The sequence below is a fragment of the Marivivens niveibacter genome (genome assembly GCF_002150005.2).
In the GTDB taxonomy this organism is placed as follows: domain Bacteria; phylum Pseudomonadota; class Alphaproteobacteria; order Rhodobacterales; family Rhodobacteraceae; genus Marivivens; species Marivivens niveibacter.
In genome coordinates this window covers 150,615-167,143 of sequence record NZ_MSPP01000002.1, presented here as the reverse complement: position 1 = coordinate 167,143, position 16,529 = coordinate 150,615, and the positions used below count along the sequence as shown (strand labels likewise).

The 16,529-nt window shown below is 53.2% G+C and carries 18 protein-coding genes; 10 read left to right on the top strand and 8 right to left on the bottom strand.

Annotated elements, in window-relative coordinates:
• Nucleotides 1–52 precede the first annotated feature (52 nt).
• The gene (locus BVC71_RS06695; RefSeq protein ID WP_086450882.1) at nt 53–664 is read left to right on the top strand and encodes a LolA family protein; all 612 of its coding nucleotides are present in this window, start codon (nt 53–55) and stop codon (nt 662–664) included.
• A gap of 38 nt (nt 665–702) precedes the next feature.
• Here BVC71_RS06695 and BVC71_RS06690 read toward each other — a convergent pair whose 3' ends face one another.
• Entirely contained in the window at nt 703–1,296 is a 594-nt protein-coding gene (locus tag BVC71_RS06690; RefSeq protein WP_086450881.1) for a transglycosylase SLT domain-containing protein, read from the bottom strand.
• A 190-nt stretch (nt 1,297–1,486) separates the two neighbouring features.
• Here BVC71_RS06690 and hspQ point away from each other — a divergent pair, with 190 nt between their 5' ends.
• The 3 genes from hspQ (at nt 1,487) to BVC71_RS06675 (ending at nt 3,137) form a co-directional block, all read left to right on the top strand.
• Nucleotides 1,487–1,813, top strand: a complete 327-nt coding sequence (gene hspQ, locus BVC71_RS06685) for a heat shock protein HspQ (RefSeq protein ID WP_086450880.1) — start codon at nt 1,487–1,489, stop codon at nt 1,811–1,813.
• Between the two features lie 184 nt (nt 1,814–1,997).
• Nucleotides 1,998–2,450, top strand: a complete 453-nt coding sequence (locus BVC71_RS06680; RefSeq protein WP_086451253.1) for a GAF domain-containing protein — start codon at nt 1,998–2,000, stop codon at nt 2,448–2,450.
• Nucleotides 2,451–2,489: 39 nt separating this feature from the next.
• The gene (locus BVC71_RS06675; protein WP_086450879.1) at nt 2,490–3,137 is read left to right on the top strand and encodes an RluA family pseudouridine synthase; all 648 of its coding nucleotides are present in this window, start codon (nt 2,490–2,492) and stop codon (nt 3,135–3,137) included.
• Here BVC71_RS06675 and BVC71_RS06670 read toward each other — a convergent pair.
• Together BVC71_RS06670 and BVC71_RS06665 are read right to left on the bottom strand one after the other, a co-directional pair.
• Nucleotides 3,134–3,676, bottom strand: a complete 543-nt coding sequence (locus BVC71_RS06670) for a hypothetical protein (protein WP_133064499.1) — start codon at nt 3,674–3,676, stop codon at nt 3,134–3,136. The genes BVC71_RS06675 and BVC71_RS06670 overlap by 4 nt on opposite strands.
• A 145-nt stretch (nt 3,677–3,821) precedes the next feature.
• Nucleotides 3,822–5,255 carry an aldehyde dehydrogenase family protein gene (locus BVC71_RS06665; protein WP_086450877.1) on the bottom strand — a complete coding sequence of 478 codons (1,434 nt, stop codon included), beginning with the start codon at nt 5,253–5,255 and terminating at the stop codon, nt 3,822–3,824.
• Nucleotides 5,256–5,388: 133 nt separating this feature from the next.
• On the opposite strand from BVC71_RS06665, the gene BVC71_RS06660 reads away from it, so the two are divergent.
• The 4 genes from BVC71_RS06660 to BVC71_RS06645 all read left to right on the top strand — a co-directional run bounded on the left by BVC71_RS06660 (nt 5,389) and on the right by BVC71_RS06645 (nt 8,557).
• The gene (locus BVC71_RS06660; protein ID WP_086451252.1) at nt 5,389–6,042 is read left to right on the top strand and encodes a peroxiredoxin; all 654 of its coding nucleotides are present in this window, start codon (nt 5,389–5,391) and stop codon (nt 6,040–6,042) included.
• Between the two features lie 120 nt (nt 6,043–6,162).
• The gene (locus BVC71_RS06655) at nt 6,163–6,612 is read left to right on the top strand and encodes an ATP-dependent zinc protease family protein (protein WP_086450876.1); all 450 of its coding nucleotides are present in this window, start codon (nt 6,163–6,165) and stop codon (nt 6,610–6,612) included.
• Nucleotides 6,609–7,514 (top strand): 30S ribosomal protein S6--L-glutamate ligase, encoded by a 906-nt coding sequence (gene rimK / locus BVC71_RS06650; RefSeq protein WP_086450875.1) that lies wholly within the window; start codon nt 6,609–6,611, stop codon nt 7,512–7,514. The genes BVC71_RS06655 and rimK overlap by 4 nt, the downstream gene beginning before the upstream one ends.
• Entirely contained in the window at nt 7,514–8,557 is a 1,044-nt protein-coding gene (locus BVC71_RS06645) for a succinylglutamate desuccinylase/aspartoacylase family protein (RefSeq protein WP_086450874.1), read from the top strand. The genes rimK and BVC71_RS06645 overlap by 1 nt, the downstream gene beginning before the upstream one ends.
• 2 nt (nt 8,558–8,559) lie before the next feature.
• Here the strand turns inward: BVC71_RS06645 and BVC71_RS06640 are convergent, their stop codons facing one another.
• Nucleotides 8,560–9,174: a L,D-transpeptidase gene (locus BVC71_RS06640; RefSeq protein ID WP_086450873.1), complete on the bottom strand. Its 615-nt coding sequence runs from the start codon at nt 9,172–9,174 to the stop codon at nt 8,560–8,562.
• A 188-nt stretch (nt 9,175–9,362) separates the two neighbouring features.
• Here BVC71_RS06640 and BVC71_RS06635 point away from each other — a divergent pair, with 188 nt between their 5' ends.
• On the top strand, nt 9,363–10,088 hold the full coding sequence (locus BVC71_RS06635; protein WP_086450872.1) for a sulfotransferase family 2 domain-containing protein: 726 nt from the start codon (nt 9,363–9,365) through the stop codon (nt 10,086–10,088).
• Nucleotides 10,085–11,245, top strand: coding sequence for a capsular polysaccharide export protein, LipB/KpsS family (locus BVC71_RS06630; protein WP_086450871.1), 1,161 nt, complete (start codon nt 10,085–10,087; stop codon nt 11,243–11,245). Before BVC71_RS06635 ends, BVC71_RS06630 begins: the two co-directional genes overlap by 4 nt.
• A gap of 51 nt (nt 11,246–11,296) precedes the next feature.
• Here BVC71_RS06630 and pnp read toward each other — a convergent pair whose 3' ends face one another.
• From pnp to BVC71_RS06610, 4 genes are all read right to left on the bottom strand, one after another.
• On the bottom strand, nt 11,297–13,432 hold the full coding sequence (gene pnp, locus BVC71_RS06625; RefSeq protein ID WP_086450870.1) for a polyribonucleotide nucleotidyltransferase: 2,136 nt from the start codon (nt 13,430–13,432) through the stop codon (nt 11,297–11,299).
• A 170-nt stretch (nt 13,433–13,602) separates the two neighbouring features.
• A complete protein-coding gene (locus BVC71_RS06620; protein WP_086450869.1) occupies nt 13,603–15,192 on the bottom strand; it encodes a hypothetical protein in 1,590 nt (529 codons plus the stop codon).
• A 160-nt stretch (nt 15,193–15,352) separates the two neighbouring features.
• Nucleotides 15,353–15,622, bottom strand: coding sequence for a 30S ribosomal protein S15 (gene rpsO, locus BVC71_RS06615; protein WP_086450868.1), 270 nt, complete (start codon nt 15,620–15,622; stop codon nt 15,353–15,355).
• 127 nt (nt 15,623–15,749) lie between these two features.
• Nucleotides 15,750–16,502 carry a calcium-binding protein gene (locus tag BVC71_RS06610; protein ID WP_205905958.1) on the bottom strand — a complete coding sequence of 251 codons (753 nt, stop codon included), beginning with the start codon at nt 16,500–16,502 and terminating at the stop codon, nt 15,750–15,752.
• Between the last annotated feature and the right edge of the window lie 27 nt (nt 16,503–16,529).

The window sequence follows — 16,529 nt, the reverse complement described above, 5'->3', positions numbered from 1 at the left end:
GTCCAACTGATCCCATCTGATTGGGGTAACACCCGTAACTGAAAGAAAAGCTATGAATACTTTACGGCGAATTTTATTGGCGGCACCTTTTGCTTTGGCGGCATTGGGTGGTCACGCCTTGCGGGCCGAAGAATTGTCGCTTTCCGAGGTGTCGAATTATCTGAATGGTTTGCAAACGGCTCAGGGTGCATTCACGCAGATCGCAAGTGACGGCACTATTTCGACAGGCACCATTTATATCAAACGACCGGGCCGTATCCGTTTCGAATATGACCCGCCCGAAGAATCCATGGTCATCGCGGGGGGCGGATCGCTCGCGATTTTTGATCCTCGGTCGAATACGGGCGCGGAACGCTATCCGCTGTCGGAAACACCGCTAAAGATCATTTTGCAGAACAATGTGAACTTGGCGAATGAACGTATGGTGGTTGGACACACCTATGATGGCACGTCTACCACAGTCACGGCGCAAGACCCCGATCACCCCGAATATGGTAACATCCGTCTGGTGTTTACAGATGAACCTGCACTGCGTCAGTGGATCATCACCGACAATACCGGCAGCGAAACAACGATGGTTTTGGGCGATATGACTGTGGGTGGAAACATCCCGAACCGTCTGTTTAACATCATCGCCGAAGAACGGGCCTGGGCTGAACGTTAATCAAAAACGCCGCATCAAATTGATGCGGCGTTTGTTTCTTACAGGCGTCGTGCTGCACGGCAATTGCGCAGCTGGGATTCATACATCACGGCACGGTCCGTGATTTCGCCTGCGATACGTACCAGCCATGACTTGCTGCGATACGTCCCACGGATGAAACCAGTGCGGCCTTCGTGGTAGGCAAGATACTGATTGCGTACGTCGTTCAGCGGGATGCCGACCTCGTTCGCGGTTTGGGTCATGTACCAGCCCATGAAATCGGCCGCGTCACGGATATCGTCGCGGCGTGCGCCTACTCCGCCTTCGGCGCGTTGGTATTCACGCCACGTTCCGTCCAATGCCTGACTGTAGCCAAACGCCGACGATTGGCGGCCAATAGGGATCACGCCCAACGCATATTGGTGCGGCGTACGGGCATTCGAAATAAATTTGCTTTCCTGATAGATCATGGCCATCAGGACATGGGGTTCAACGCCCCATTTGCGTTCGGCTGCGCGGAACGCTCCGACATAGTTCGATCGCTCAGTCAGAATCGCGCAAGCATTATCCAAGTTACGCGGTGCCGAACCTTCTCGTTCGCCACAGCTGCCTAGTACCAACACCATTCCAAGGGCGAGAAAGAATCTGCTCATCTGCCTCTCGCTTTCTTTATTTTGGTGTGAGTGTAGCGGATTTCGCGTGTTTTTAAACCGTCTTGGTGTCAATCGGCGGATATCCACACGGAAAATTCAATCACTGTCGGGGCGTTGTTCACAGACTGTTTCCGTTCATCACGTGGTGTTTCATGGACAATCATCAAAGGCGGTGGTTAATGTCAAAGCTATGTTAAAGACGCGTGCAAAATATCAGTTGGGTCAGGTGGTTTGTCATCGAAAACACCCTTTTCGTGGTGTGGTTTTCGATGTGGACCCAGAATTTGCGAATACCGAAGACTGGTATCAATCCATCCCCGAAGATGTGCGCCCGCGCAAAGATCAGCCGTACTATCATCTACTGGCCGAAAATTCAGAAAGCTTCTACGTGGCTTATGTGTCTGAACAGAACCTCATCGCAGACTATTCCGGCGAACCTGTTCAACATCCTGATGTAGAAGAGTTTTTTGGCCCATTTCATGATGGCCAGTATGAGCTTCAGGTTCAGTTGAACTAAAGTACCCCGGTGTTGCGAAACTGGGTGGGGGCTTATTTACGCAACACCGAGGGAAGCTTAACTTCAGCTACCCCTTCACTATCGTTTATAAACGTTGCGAATTCATTGGCGGAAAAGGGCAGGATGATATCCCTTTCGCATATGCGATTCGCATGTAGAACATGCAAAATACCGGATGGACCCAATGGTTGATTACTCAGAGTTGTTTCGAACAATCGATGCGCTGACGAAAGGTGAATCTGACGAGGTTGCGCTCATGGCAACGGTCGTTTGCGAAGTGCATCATGCTGACGACCGATTTGATTGGACGGGGTTTTACCGTGTAACCGCGCCAGAAGTCCTGAAAATCGGTCCTTATCAGGGTGGGCATGGGTGTTTGGTGATCCCGTTTGCGCGGGGAGTATGTGGCGCGGCAGCGCGTACCCAACAGGTACAATTGGTTGACGATGTACATGCCTTTGCCGATCACATCGCCTGTTCGTCGTCTACTTTGTCTGAAATCGTTTTGCCCGTTTTCAATGGCGCGGGGGATGTGATTGGTGTGTTTGATATCGATAGCGACCGGCCAGCTGCATTTACGCAAGATGATGCAGATGGTTTGACCGCGATCCTGACCCACGTGTTTGGACGCCTGTAACCCTCTTGCGTCCTGTGGACGGTGATGCGAAACGGGCCTATGTCTGCTGATTATAACCCGCCCAACGACCCTTTGGTTGTCCTGCACGAAGATCATGAAATCCTAGTGGTCGATAAACCATCAGGGCTTTTGTCTGTGCCTGGACGTGGAGAGCATCTGGCCGATTGCCTAATCACGCGGGTTCAGGCAGCGTTTCCAACGGCGCTGTTGGTGCATCGTTTGGATCGCGATACATCTGGTGTGATGATTTTTGGTCTGACCCCGAATGCGCAGAAAAAACTGGGTCAGCAGTTCGAGGCACGAAAGACCAAAAAAACCTATGTTGCCCGCGTTTGGGGCCGAATGACCGAAAAAACCGGCACGGTAGATTTGCCTCTGATCGTTGATTGGCCGAACCGTCCGTTGCAAATGGTGGACCATGAAAATGGAAAACCGGCAGTCACAGATTACCGAGTGATCAAGGCAACAGACGCAGAATCTCGGGTACGACTGATGCCTAAAACCGGCCGGTCGCATCAGTTGCGGGTTCACATGCGCGAATTGGGGCATGTGATTTTGGGCGATCCTTTTTATGCAACTGGCCCTGCGCGGGATTTTCCGCGCCTTATGTTGCATTCTGAAACGCTGCAAATCCAACACCCTGATACGGGTAAGGGTATGAAATTCACGGCTAAAGCGCCCTTTTAGGCGATAAAAGTCCGCATTGCTTGGGCTTCGAATGCTGGGTCGCCAGAGAATTCAGACACGTTCCAAAATACTCGTGCGGAAAGAGCCCTGAAACTGTCTGCATAAGCCTGAAGCCGGTGTTCGTCCTCAGTTTTGAGCGGTGTGTTCCAGGTGATCAAAATGCGTTTTCCTGTAAGGTTCAGGTTGGCAGGTGCCGGTTTCCAATCCAGCGGGTTCAGCAGGATCAGGTCTGAAAATAGGCTGGGTTCGCTATTCAATACTGTAATCAAACTATTTGCGGCGCGTTCACGGCCAATCATGATGAGTTTCGCCGCATTTAGATGCGTTTGCTGATCACGAATAAATCGAACGAACTTGAACGTGTTGTGGGCGATCCAATCAGGGTCCGCTGCGACCACTATTATTGGAAAATCAGGCAGCAGGTCTTGCATGAAATCTGCGATGTCTTGCGCGTTCTGTTCAAACTCGGTCAATGCGCACACGAGCGGCATACCGGGTAAGCCACTGACATGAATGATTTTCTTTGCAGAGCTCTGCATGATAAAACCTATCTGCCGAAAAATTATGTAAATCGTACAAAATTATACGGCAATTAAGGATAAAGAACTACCGACGGGTGACGGTCGGTAGTTAGATGTGAACAGTTCAGCTTGCTTTCAACCTAAGGAAAACCTTAGGTGCTGATTAATCCCAACCTGCGATGGTTTTGATTTCCAGAAACTCTTCGATTCCCCAAACGCCGCCTTCGCGGGCGCGACCCGAGGCTTTGACGCCGCCGAAAGGTGCGCCAGCGGCGCGGCTGCGACCGTTCATTTCAACCATGCCGGATTTCAACTGACGAGACAGGCGACGGCGGCGATCTGTGTCGGTCGACTGCACATAGTTGGTTAGGCCGTAAATGGTATCGTTTGCAATCTGAACGGCTTCTTCTTCGGTATCGAATGGGATGATCGATAAAACAGGGCCAAAAATTTCCTGCTTTTCGATCGTCATGCCCGGTTTTACATCTGCGAAAACGGTTGGGCGCACATAGAACCCTTTGTTCATGCCTTCGGGCAGTCCCAAACCGCCAGCAACCAGCGTCGCGCCTTCGTCGATTCCTGATTGGATCAGACCCTGAATCTGGTCCCATTGGCGTTTGTTGACGACAGGGCCGATATGGCGTCCCGATTGGTCAGCAGGGCCAACAGCTGTCTTTTCAGCGACGTCTTTGGCGATTTCGATGGCTTGGTCGTAATAGCTGCGTTCGACCAGCATACGGGTTGGCGCGTTGCACGATTGGCCAGAGTTGTAAAAACAATGGCGCGCGCCGCGAACCACCGCTTTTTCATCGGCGTCGGCGAACACTAGGTTCGCGCCTTTGCCACCCAATTCCAGCGTCACACGTTTCATGGTTTCGGCGGCGGTTTTCGAAATCGCACGGCCCGCGCGGGTCGAACCGGTAAAGCTGATCATTTGCACGTCTTCATGCGCGGACAGCTGCGTGCCGACGCCCATACCGTCGCCGTTCACCAGATTGAACACACCCGCAGGGATCCCCGCGTCGTGGATGAATTCTGCGAACAGCATCGACGACAGCGGCGATTCTTCGGATGGTTTCAGGACGATGGTACAGCCCGCTAGCAGGGCGGGGATCACCTTGAGCGTCACTTGGTTCATTGGCCAGTTCCATGGAGTGATCAGGCCGACCACGCCGATAGGCTCCATCGCGATTTGAGTATCCGTGACGTCATCGCGCAGTGGACGGATCCATTCGATTTCGTCAAACGCGTTCAGGAAATTGCCCAAGTGCCATGGGATGGTCTCTGCCTGATCGTCGCGGGACATGTCGATGGGCGCACCCATTTCCATGCTGATCGCTTGGGCCATTTCTTCTTTGCGCAGGTTGTATTGGTCCAGAATTTTGGCAACCAACGCTTTACGTTCTGCGGGGGGCGTTGCGGCCCACGCTGGACCCGCCGCAGTCGCCGCAGTAACGGCCGCATCAGTGTCGGCCTGATCGCCCAGCGAAATGACCGCACAGGGTTCTTCGTTTGATGGGTTGATCACATGACAATCACGCGGTGCGGATGGGCTAACCCATTCACCATTGATGTAAAATTCGCGTTTCTCGATCATCTCACCTACTCCCTGATAATTTGATCATATTTTGGGTTGCACAATATCAATGTGCGGCAAAAGCGCAAGCGAGCTAGCGGTAACGTCACATACATCTTATATGTCCGACGAACATTTGAAAAAGGAGGCCCTCATGGCTCTGCGTATTAATGATGTAATCCCGAATTTGACTGTCACCACCGATCAGGGCGAATTTGCGCTGCACGACTGGATCGGCGACAGCTGGGCCATTTTGTTTTCCCACCCAAAAGATTTCACGCCTGTTTGCACCACCGAATTCGGCGCTGTGGCACAGCTGGCTGACGAATGGGCGAAACGCGGCACCAAAGTCATGGGTATTTCCGTAGATGGTGTTGAAGAGCACAAGCAGTGGAAAGGCGACATCGAAACATTCGCTGGTGCAACCGCTGGTTTCCCGATCATCGCAGACACCGATCTGGCTGTCGCCAAAGCGTTCGACATGCTGCCAGCCGAAGCCTACCTTCCTGATGGCCGTACCCCAGCTGACACCGCAACCGTGCGTTCGGTATTCATCGTGTCGCCAGACAAAAAACTGCAGCTGACAATGACCTACCCAATGTCGGTTGGCCGTAACTTTGCCGAGGTTCTGCGCGCTCTGGACGGATTGCAAGCAACCTTTGGCAACCCGATCGCAACTCCAGCTAACTGGGAACTGGGTCAGGACGTGATCGTTGCGCTGTCTTTGAACGACGAACAAGCCAAAGAAAAATACGGCGATCTGGACATCAAACTGCCGTACCTGCGGACTGCAAAACACAAGGCCTAAGACGCCTGAACGTTGTCAAAGCCCCGCCATTGTGCGGGGCTTTTTCGTTGGCCGATAATTTTTATAGACACAGAAATGGCATTGCCCTAACGGGGCGATGAAACTGTGAAAGTTGTGCCAATGGCAACGAATCCCCCTATGATTATCGGATGGCGTGAAACCGTCGGACTGCCCGAACTGGGTATCACTGCGGCTGTGGCCAAGGTTGATACTGGCGCACGCACGTCTGCCATTCATGCCACGCGGATCAAGGTATTTGACCGCGATGGGCGCAAATGGGTGCGGTTCCATGTGCCGCACGCGCGACTGGAAAAAGGTCTGGAATGCGAAGCCCCATTGGTTGACGCACGCGAGATCAAAAATACCTCAGGGGTTCCGCAGGAACGGCTGGTCATCGAAACCCTGCTGACATTGGGCGGGCGTAAATGGCGGGTCGAGGTATCATTGGCAAACCGCGCCAATATGACTTTTCCCATGATCTTAGGCCGGACCGCGATCCGGCGTCGAAATATTTTAGTTGATGCTGGTCGATCCCATTTGGCCGATGGCACCCGAAAGGAACGCAAATGAAAATCGCAATGCTAGCCCAGAACGCGTCCCTTTATTCGCATCAGCGCATGAAAGAAGCTGCCGAAGCACGGGGCCACGAGTTCGACATCATCAAGACGCTGCGCTGCTATATGAACATCGCAAGCCGCCGTCCCGAGGTGTATTACAACGGTGAAAAACTGCCGCTGTATGACGCGGTGATCCCGCGCATTGGCGCGTCGGTTACGTTCTATGGTCTGGCCGTGCTGCGCCAGTTCGAAATGATGGGCGTTTACCCACTTAACGAATCTGTTGCGATTGGCCGCAGCCGCGACAAACTTCGGTCGATGCAGTTGATGGCGCGTGATGGCATTGGCCTGCCGGTCACAACCTTTGCCCATGATCCGAAAATCACGGACGAGGTGATCAAACTGGCTGGCGGCGCCCCTGTGGTTGTCAAACTGCTAGAGGGCACCCAAGGCATCGGCGTGGTTTTGGCCGATACCGAACGGTCCGCAAAATCCGTGGTCGAGGCGTTCCGCGGCGCGGACGTGAACATCATGGTGCAAGAGTTCATCAAAGAAGCAGGCAGTAGCGACATCCGCGCATTCGTTGTCGGCGGCAAAGTCGTGGCTGCGATGGAACGTAAAGGCGCCGAAGGTGAATTCCGTTCGAACCTGCACCGCGGTGGGTCGGCTCAGTCGATCAAAATCTCCCCCGAAGAACGTGCAACCGCAATCCGCGCGGCCAAATGCATGGGTCTGAACGTTTGCGGCGTCGATATGCTGCGTGCCAACCATGGTCCCGTGGTCATGGAGGTGAACTCTTCGCCAGGTCTGGAAGGTGTTGAAAACGCGACTGGTGTCGATATCGCGACCAAGATCATCGAATTCATCGAAAAGAATGCGGTCGCGGGTAAAACCCGTACCAAAGGAAAAGGCTGATGAGCCGTCGTGCGCCATTTGAATTGGGCGGTGTGATAATTGAAGCAGGGACGCGGGCGACGGTTGACCTGCCCGTCAGCGTTCTGTCCGATCATACGCCTGTAAACCTTTCGGCGCAGGTTATTCACGGCAAAAAAGACGGCCCTGTCATGTTCGTATCCGCCGCAATCCACGGGGACGAAGTGATCGGCGTCGAAATTGTGCGCCGTCTGCTGCGGATGCCCAACATGGATCGTTTGCACGGGACGCTGATCGCAGTGCCGATCGTGAATACTTTTGGTTTTTTAAACCATTCTCGTTATCTGCCTGACCGACGTGATTTAAACCGGTGTTTCCCAGGGTCAGCATCTGGATCTTTGGCGGCGCGTTTGGCCAATTTATTCATGACCGAAATTGTGAAACGTAGTGATTTTGGGATCGATTTACACTCGGCTGCGATTCAGCGCACGAATTTGCCCCAGATCCGCGTGAATTCGGGTAACGACCGTATGATGCACATGGCCAAAGTGTTCGGTGCGCCTGTGATTATTCCGTCAAAATTGCGAGATGGATCGTTGCGTTATGCCGCTGCCGATCTGGGCTGTGACATGCTGTTGTACGAAGCAGGCGAAGGTCTGCGGTTTGACGAATATGCCGCCCGAACAGGGGTCATGGGCGTTCTGCGGGTGATGCGCGAATTAGGTATGATCGCATCGCGCGGCGTCACCAAACCCAAAGCGTCGCCTATCCAAACAAAATCGTCCACGTGGCTGCGCGCACCGGCTGGCGGGTTGATCCGCATGTTCAAACAGGCCGGTGATACTGTTGTAGAAGGCGACTTGTTGGGCATCGTGTCCGATCCGTTCGGCGAACATGACACCGAAGTCACCGCCGACGAATCCGGCATCATAATCGGACGCACAAATCTGCCCGTGGTTAACGAAGGCGACGCACTGTTTCATGTCGCACTATTGCCCAAGCTAGAAGCGGCGGCCGACACCATGGAAACCTTGGCCGAACAAATGGATGATCAGCCGTTGTTCGACGAAGACGAGATTATCTAGACCTAGTAGGCGTGGATTTTCGTACCGATCGGTACGCGGTCGTACAGGTCGATGACGTGGCTGTTGTACATGCGGAAACAGCCGTTCGATGACGCGCTACCAATGCTGCGCGGGTTCGTGGTGCCATGAACGCGGATCGCTGTGTCACGCCCATTTTCATAGACATACAAGGCACGCGCACCCAAAGGGTTGTTCGGTCCGCCAGGCATGCCGTCTGCGTATTGTTCATAGGCGGCTGGATCTCTCTCGATCATTTCAGGCGTTGGCGTCCAGCTGGGCCATTCGACCTTGCGGCTGATGATGCCCGTGCCGAAATAGGCCAAACCTTCGGACCCGATCGCACAACCATAGCGGATCGCGTAACCAGGGGCGACGGTGTAATACAGGTGCTTGGTCTGGGGCAGAATGTGAATTTCGCCCACCGGTAGGCTTAGGTTCACCTCTACCAGTTTCGCCCAATAGGGTTCAGGAATTTGGTAACGACCTTCGGTGTTTCCAGGAAGCGATGCAATCAATTCCTCTTTCCAAGACGCGAGATCAACTGTTTCGGTATTGGCCAAAGCAGGCGCTGCAGAAAATACACTTGCGGAAAGAATAAATTGACGACGACTTAACATTATACACCTTATTCGTATTACCCTAGGACGATAGCCTTGGGCGATATGTGTGCCTAGATGGTACACGCAGGTGTGAATATTCAAGGCACTGGGCATCAAATTCACATATCGTGGCTGATTTGCCCTGAACTGGCGAGCGACCAGAAACCGTGCTACGTACCCGCATGTGATATTTGAAAGGCGAATTTATGCCGTTTGGCTGGCTGAAAACACCGCAGTTGTTGGAAATTTGGTTTAACCGCGCAATTGGCAAACGTGACCTAACTGATGCGCCCGTTTTAGCTTTTGATGAATACAAGGTCGCCTATCTACCGATGCCCAAAGCGGCCAATACGTCAATCAGAACGGCGCTTTTGCCGTATTTGTCGGTCGAAGACCAAGGCCACAGCAAAGATATCCATAACCGCACGCGTTCTTTGCTAGAGCCCAGTAGTTCATTTTTTAAACGTGCAAATAGCGATTGGTATGTCTTTACCGTTGTGCGCGATCCGTCGTCGCGCGCAAAAAGCGCATGGCGCAATAAACTGATTGAACGAGATCCTATTTTCGTTCCCCTACAAAGAATGGGGATCAAAGAACGGATCGAGTTTGAGCCGTTTTTGCGTAAATGCAGCGCGTGGCCCCAATGGGCGCTGAATGATCATTTCATGCCCCAAACCATGTTGTTGGACCGCGCATCTAAAAGCGGTTTGTTAAACGTATTCCACTTTGAAAACCTATCTGACGATTGGTTGGTAATTAAATCAGAGTTGGCAAAACGCGGCATGACCGAGGTTGCTGATTTGAAAAAGCTGAACACCACTGCAAAAGCTGCCGATCAGTTCACCGTGGCAGAATTGGACCTGCTCGCAGACTTATATGGCACCGATTTTAAAGAATTGGGATATGATCTGCCGCAGGCGTCAAAGACATGATTGATTTGGATTTTGAAAACTTGCCCGCCATGCCCATCATCGATGGATCGGGTAAGAAACGTGAAAAAGAGATCTTTTCCGGATTTGTAAGTGACTACGGACGTTACGAACAAATTAAATTGGTTGGCATCCGCGTCTTCGGGCGCCGCTCGTCTAAAGCGGAAATAGAGATTGCTCTGAATTCGGCGACTAAACCGGCGCATTCACCAATGAAAAAAGCGCTAAAGCGGTTTTTTCTGGCCTGCCAGTCACGCTGGGCTTTTCATTTTTTTCGACAAAAAGATCGCGCATTTCTGGTTGTTTGGAACGGGATTAAGGGGCGTCGTCGGATGCTGTCGGACGCTGCCAAATCGCTTGGGCACAGTGTATATTACTTTGAAGAAAGCCCATTCCCTAACCGCCTGACAATTGACACCAGTGGCGTGAATTATGGTTCAGGCCTGCCGCGTATTCCTGCATTTTATCGGGCGTGGATGGCGCAAAGTGATCAGCAAAGTGATGCTTGGCGCAAGCAGGGTGAACATCTTGTCGCTCGGAAAACCAATCGGCAGGATGTGGGGCAGGCCGCAGGTGATAGTGGTCTAGCGCAAGAGAACTATATTTTTTGCCCTTTGCAGGTGCCGGGCGATAGCCAAATTACGATCTATGGTGGTTGGATCAAATCAGTCGAACATATGATCGATGAACTCAAATCAGCGTCCGATGCGTTGCCAGATGGATGGCATCTTCGAATTAAGGAACATCCATCTGCCAAAGTGGGGTTTGCTGACAAACTGCGTGAAATGGAATCCGACAAATTCCGTGTTGATAACGTGACGGATACATTTCAGCAGGTGCAGTCGTCTCAGGCCGTTTTGAATATCAATTCGTCTGTGGGCCTACAGGCGTTTTTCTATGACAAACCTGTCATTGTTCTGGGGCAAGCGTTCTATGGGATCAAAGGGCTTGTGCATTGCGTTGGTGATGCATCCGCGCTGAGATCCGTTTTATCGGACCCTAAATCAGTAAATTTCGACAGCGCGCTGCGTGATGCATTTATGACCTATCTAGATGCAGAATATTATCCTGCCGAAGATGACGTGAAATCAGGTAAATATACATCCAAAGATGTTGATGAGCGTGACAAACGGCGCGATGCAATTTTGGCGGATTTGTAACGAAAAAGGCCCCGAAACTCGGGGCCTTTCCGTATTGTAGAAGATGCCGAATTACTCTTCTGCAGCTTCTTCTTTTTTGGCTTCTTCGCCGGTTTCCTGATCCACGACTTTCATCGACAGGCGTACCTTCCCGCGGTCATCAAAGCCCAGCAGTTTAACCCAAACTTCCTGACCTTCTTTCAGAACGTCCGAAGGGTGGTTCAGGCGGCGGTTTTCGATCTGGGATACGTGGACCAGACCGTCGCGTTTGCCAAAGAAGTTCACAAAAGCACCGAAGTCGACCAGTTTGACGACTTTGCCTTTGTAGATTTTGCCTTCTTCTGGCTCTGCCACGATCGAATAGATCATGTCGTATGCCTTTTGGATCGCGTCACCGTTCGACGATGCGATTTTGATCACGCCGTCGTCGTTGATGTCGACTTTCGCGCCCGAGGTTTCAACGATCTCGCGGATCACTTTACCGCCCGAACCGATCACTTCGCGGATTTTATCCGTTGGGATCTGCATGGTTTCGATGCGTGGTGCGTGAACCGAGAATTCGTTCGCGGACGTCAGGGATTTGGACATTTCGCTCAGGATGTGCAGACGGCCAGCGCGTGCCTGCTCCAGTGCTTTTTCCATGATCTCTGGCGTGATGCCCTGAACCTTGATGTCCATCTGCAGCGAGGTGATGCCGTTTTCGGTACCTGCTACTTTGAAGTCCATGTCGCCCAGGTGATCTTCGTCGCCCAAGATGTCGGTCAGAACTGCGTAGGAACCGTCGTCTTCCAGAACCAGACCCATAGCAACGCCAGCAACTGGTGCTTTCAGCGGAACGCCTGCGTCCATCATGGACAGCGAACCACCACAGACCGACGCCATCGAGGACGAGCCGTTGGATTCGGTGATCTCGGATACAACGCGGATGGTGTATGGGAAATCGGTTGGTGCCGGCAGAACAGCCTGCAGCGCGCGCCATGCCAGTTTACCGTGGCCGATTTCACGGCGACCGGGGGAACCAACGCGGCCAACTTCGCCTACCGAATATGGAGGGAAGTTATAGTGCAGCAAGAAGTTCGAACGGAAGTTGCCGTGCAGCGCGTCGATGATCTGTTCGTCGTCGCCGGTGCCCAGAGTGGTCACAACCAGGCCTTGAGTTTCGCCGCGGGTGAACAAAGCCGAACCGTGGGTACGTGGCAGCATGCCAGTTTCGCAAACGATGTCGCGAACTTCGTCCAGTGCACGACCGTCGATGCGTTTGCCTTCTTTAACAACCGAACCGCGCAGAACGTTGGATTCCAGCTTTTTCAGGGCCGAACCCAGATTCGCGTCTTCCAGTTGTTCTTCGGTCAGGGTCGCTTTTACGGCTTCTTTGGCAGCAGCCACAGCAGCAACGCGTTCCTGTTTGTCGGTGATTGCATAGGCTGCACGCATCTGGTCTTCGCCAGCTGCTTTTACGACGTTGTACAGGTCCGAATAGTCAGGCGATGCGAATTCGAACGGCTCTTTTGCCGACGATTCAGCCAGATCGATGATCAGGTCGATGACAGGTTGGATCTGCTGGTGAGCAAAGTTTACGGCGCCCAGCATCTCTGCTTCGGTCAGCTCGTACGCTTCGGATTCAACCATCATCACAGCGTCTTTGGTGCCAGCTACAACCAGATCCAGACGCTGGTCTGGGTTGTTGCGCAGGTTGTCCATGTCGTCGACTTGTGGGTTCAGAACGTATTCGCCGTCTTCGTAACCAACGCGCGCGCCAGCAATTGGGCCCATGAACGGAACGCCGGAAATGGTCAGTGCAGCCGATGCTGCGATCATTGCGACGATGTCAGGGTCGTTGACCAGATCGTGGGACAGAACGGTGCACATCACCAGAACTTCGTTTTTGAAGCCAGGTGCGAACAGCGGACGGATCGGACGGTCGATCAGACGTGCGGTCAGGGTTTCTTTTTCGGTTGGGCGTGCTTCACGCTTAAAGAAACCGCCTGGGATTTTACCCGCAGCGTAGTATTTTTCTTGGTAGTGAACAGTCAGCGGGAAAAAGTCCTGACCCGGTTTCTGTTCTTTGGCGAAAGTCACGTTTGCCATTACCGAGGTTTCGCCCAGAGTGGCGATTACGGTGCCGTCGGCTTGGCGTGCAACTTTGCCGGTTTCCAGTGTTAGGGTCTCTTCGCCCCACTGGATTGATTTTTTCACTTCGTTGAACATCAGCGTATCCTAGTTGGGAGCACTCCCGCCCCTGCGGGTCTCCCGTTTGCATGGTGGCCCCATTGCCACCGACCCCTGTATCGTAACTCGAGCGCCGGGGTCTGGGCGCAACGTCTCAGATGTTGTGCGCATACATGAAAATCGCCCCTAATGAAAGCGTTCTGTTTAAATCAGGATACGCAGTCGTGAACGGTGACGGTGACATTCTGGGGAACAGTGGGGGCGAACTGGTTCAACGCATCGCGCAGGTCTGAGCCGTGACTTTCGTCGACCAAATAGATCGACACATCCCCGATAAATTCCAGATCCGTGGCGGGCGTTGATAATGTGCCGATGCGGCACCATTCTGGGGGCAGGTTTCCGAAATACCATTGGTCGTAAACCATGGCATAAACAACGCCGTGTTCGCGGGTTAGTTCGGTTATCCATTCAGGCTGGTGCCCGACCTCAGCGCGTAGTTTACGTACCTGTTCAGACCCCAGCCCCCATAGGTCCAGAACATAGGTGTCATTGTCATAGCTGACCCAACCCAAATCGTTTACGGCGACGGCTTTGGGGAAATATTCGGTCGCGAAACGGTGCATCTGGAACTGCTGGCCGTACACCCAATGTGCGGCGGCGGGCGTATTTTTTGTCACAGAAATATATGGTTTTGCGGTCAGAATCCCAATGGCGATCAAGATGACAGGCGCAATGCGAATGACATTCGGCGCGGTCAGCATCGGGCGGAAAACGATCAGGATGGCAGTGATTTGAAACGCCAGTACGTAAACCTCGTATCGGCCGAACCAGCCCCAGCGTCCCGCCACAATATGCGCGGCCCCCGCCAGCGCCGCAGCAATGGCAACTGGCCACATGGCGCGCGTCGATTGCAGTACAGCGCCCAACAACAACACGGCCGAAAAACCGGCGACAAACATTGCCTGACGGTGCGTGAATGCCCGCGCGAGGTTGTCGATAATGCTCTGCACCATCGACGTCATGTTGCTGTCTGCCGCCGCAGCCGAGGCAGATGATTTCACCATGACCGAACTCGGCAAAGGCGGCAGGCCCAGCGATGTCATTGCGGCGATGTAGACAGCGATGAACGCCACGATTACCCCGCCTGTCAAAATCGCGCGGGTCCAGTAACCATATAGCGCAATCATCAACAGCGCAGCGCCTGATAGGGCCAGGCCTTCGAACCGCAGCAGCGGACACAGGATGATCCCCGCGATCAACATCCAGTTCGGGGCTTGTTTCTGCGATGCCATGTCCGCCAAGCCGACGATGACCATCACACTAGCTAGAACGTGTAGGCTGTGTTCCATCCCGGTCAGAGGCAATGCCACGGCGCTGAAGGTGAACATCAAGGTAAGAAGGGTCAAAAACCGCAGCGGCGACTGCGTGTGGTCCGTTTCAGACGCTGTGGCGTCGAACAGTCGGCCTGCCAGCAGCCAAATCGCCGCGCACATGGCGACGATATTAATAATCAGCGGCGCATAGGTGCCCAACTGGGCGCCCAATCCCAGCGCCAACACAAATGGGTACAATATCGACGACGACGGTGATGCGGTTTCGCCTAGATTGATCCCGTAGTGACCGCGCAGCAGGTTTTCCGCCAAAGACAGGTGAATATACGGATCATCCAACGAATAGACCAACATGCCGTCGTTTTTCGACAGGATCACGGCAACCATGATGATCAATCCGATCACTGTCATTGCCACTGCTGCCCGCTGAAACAAAATGCGGTTCGTCGAATAAGATACCGAAGTCATTACTACGCCTGTTTATCAATACTCTTGCGGGTTGTGTTGCCGCGCTGAAATCTTTCTTAAATGGAATTTGCCGCAGTTCTACGGATAAATAAGGCCTAAATATGAAAAACGCCCGCTTGGTCGAACCAAGCGGGCGTTAAAAACATCATTCGACGCTAAATTAGCGGCGGATGCCCAGACGCTGGATCAGCGACTGATAACGGCTTTCGTCTTTGCCTTTGACGTAGTCCAGCAGCTTACGACGCTGAGCAACCATCATCAGCAGGCCACGACGGCCGTGGTTGTCTTTTTTGTGTGTTTTGAAGTGCTCGGTCAGAGTCGCGATGCGCGACGACAGAATTGCAATCTGAACTTCTGGCGAACCGGTGTCGCCTTCTTTGGTTGCGAATTCTTTGATCAGACGAGCTTTTTCTTCTGCAGTGATCGACATCGGGGTCTCCTTTAAGGTTAAGGGTTATGGCGCGTGCCGGGATGTCGTCCAGCAAGGCCCGTGGAGTATCTGCAAGCAGATTGGTGGCGCATAGGCGATTCTGCGCAAGAAATAAAGGAAAAACCACTTAGTCGTTGGTGAACTGGACGCGTGATACGTCAAATTCGGTCAGTCCACGTAAATAGGCGATCGCATGTCCGTCGGCATATAGGATCAAACCATCATCAGCGGTTCTGGTGGTAAGGCTAGGTTCAGTCCCGTCTGTTGTAATCGACAACGTATCGGCCTCTGTCAAATCATCAATGTCGATCAACCCGTCTGTGGCGATGATGAATTCGTCTGCGCCACTGCCACCGTTCAAGTTGTCATTCGCGCCGCCATACAAAATGTCATCGCCTGCGCCGCCATTGACGTAATCGCGATCATCGTCTTCGCCGCCCGTCAGAGTGTCGTCACCAGAGCCACCGTGCAGAACATCTGCGCCTGCGCCGCCGTACATGGTGTCATCGCCTAGAGACCCGAGCAGGGAATCGTCACCGCTGTCGCCCCAGATGTGGTCATCGCCAGACCCACCATTCAATACGTCATCGCCTGCGCCGCCAGAGATCGTGTCAAAGCCTGCGCTGCCATTTACGGTATCCTGCCCATCATCGCCGAAAACAGCGTCGTCACCCAAACCGCCGATAACGTCATCGTCGCCATTGCCGCCTGATATGGCATCGTCACCATCTAGCCCGTCCAGATAATCGTTCCCGCCGCCACCTGATAGGTCGTCATCTGCATCGGTCCCCAGCGCGATGTCGTCTTCTTCGGTGGTTGGGTCGGGCAACAGAACGGCGCCAACCATCGCAACACTGACAAGGCTAAGCAGGAAAAACATCGCATTATCCACCAAAGATACGTCTGC

Coding starts and splice junctions, on each gene's coding strand:
- pnp (WP_086450870.1), bottom strand. CDS start 13,432: ATGTTCAACGAAGTGAAAAAATCAATCCAGTGGGGCGAAGAGACCCTA.
- BVC71_RS06675 (WP_086450879.1), top strand. CDS start 2,490: ATGTCTGCTGATTATAACCCGCCCAACGACCCTTTGGTTGTCCTGCAC.
- hspQ (WP_086450880.1), top strand. CDS start 1,487: ATGTTAAAGACGCGTGCAAAATATCAGTTGGGTCAGGTGGTTTGTCAT.
- BVC71_RS06690 (WP_086450881.1), bottom strand. CDS start 1,296: ATGAGCAGATTCTTTCTCGCCCTTGGAATGGTGTTGGTACTAGGCAGC.
- BVC71_RS06645 (WP_086450874.1), top strand. CDS start 7,514: ATGAGCCGTCGTGCGCCATTTGAATTGGGCGGTGTGATAATTGAAGCA.
- BVC71_RS06610 (WP_205905958.1), bottom strand. CDS start 16,502: ATGTTTTTCCTGCTTAGCCTTGTCAGTGTTGCGATGGTTGGCGCCGTT.
- BVC71_RS06695 (WP_086450882.1), top strand. CDS start 53: ATGAATACTTTACGGCGAATTTTATTGGCGGCACCTTTTGCTTTGGCG.
- rimK (WP_086450875.1), top strand. CDS start 6,609: ATGAAAATCGCAATGCTAGCCCAGAACGCGTCCCTTTATTCGCATCAG.
- BVC71_RS06665 (WP_086450877.1), bottom strand. CDS start 5,255: ATGATCGAGAAACGCGAATTTTACATCAATGGTGAATGGGTTAGCCCA.
- BVC71_RS06630 (WP_086450871.1), top strand. CDS start 10,085: ATGATTGATTTGGATTTTGAAAACTTGCCCGCCATGCCCATCATCGAT.
- BVC71_RS06635 (WP_086450872.1), top strand. CDS start 9,363: ATGCCGTTTGGCTGGCTGAAAACACCGCAGTTGTTGGAAATTTGGTTT.
- BVC71_RS06680 (WP_086451253.1), top strand. CDS start 1,998: ATGGTTGATTACTCAGAGTTGTTTCGAACAATCGATGCGCTGACGAAA.
- rpsO (WP_086450868.1), bottom strand. CDS start 15,622: ATGTCGATCACTGCAGAAGAAAAAGCTCGTCTGATCAAAGAATTCGCA.
- BVC71_RS06670 (WP_133064499.1), bottom strand. CDS start 3,676: ATGCAGAGCTCTGCAAAGAAAATCATTCATGTCAGTGGCTTACCCGGT.
- BVC71_RS06660 (WP_086451252.1), top strand. CDS start 5,389: ATGGCTCTGCGTATTAATGATGTAATCCCGAATTTGACTGTCACCACC.
- BVC71_RS06655 (WP_086450876.1), top strand. CDS start 6,163: ATGGCAACGAATCCCCCTATGATTATCGGATGGCGTGAAACCGTCGGA.
- BVC71_RS06620 (WP_086450869.1), bottom strand. CDS start 15,192: ATGACTTCGGTATCTTATTCGACGAACCGCATTTTGTTTCAGCGGGCA.
- BVC71_RS06640 (WP_086450873.1), bottom strand. CDS start 9,174: ATGTTAAGTCGTCGTCAATTTATTCTTTCCGCAAGTGTATTTTCTGCA.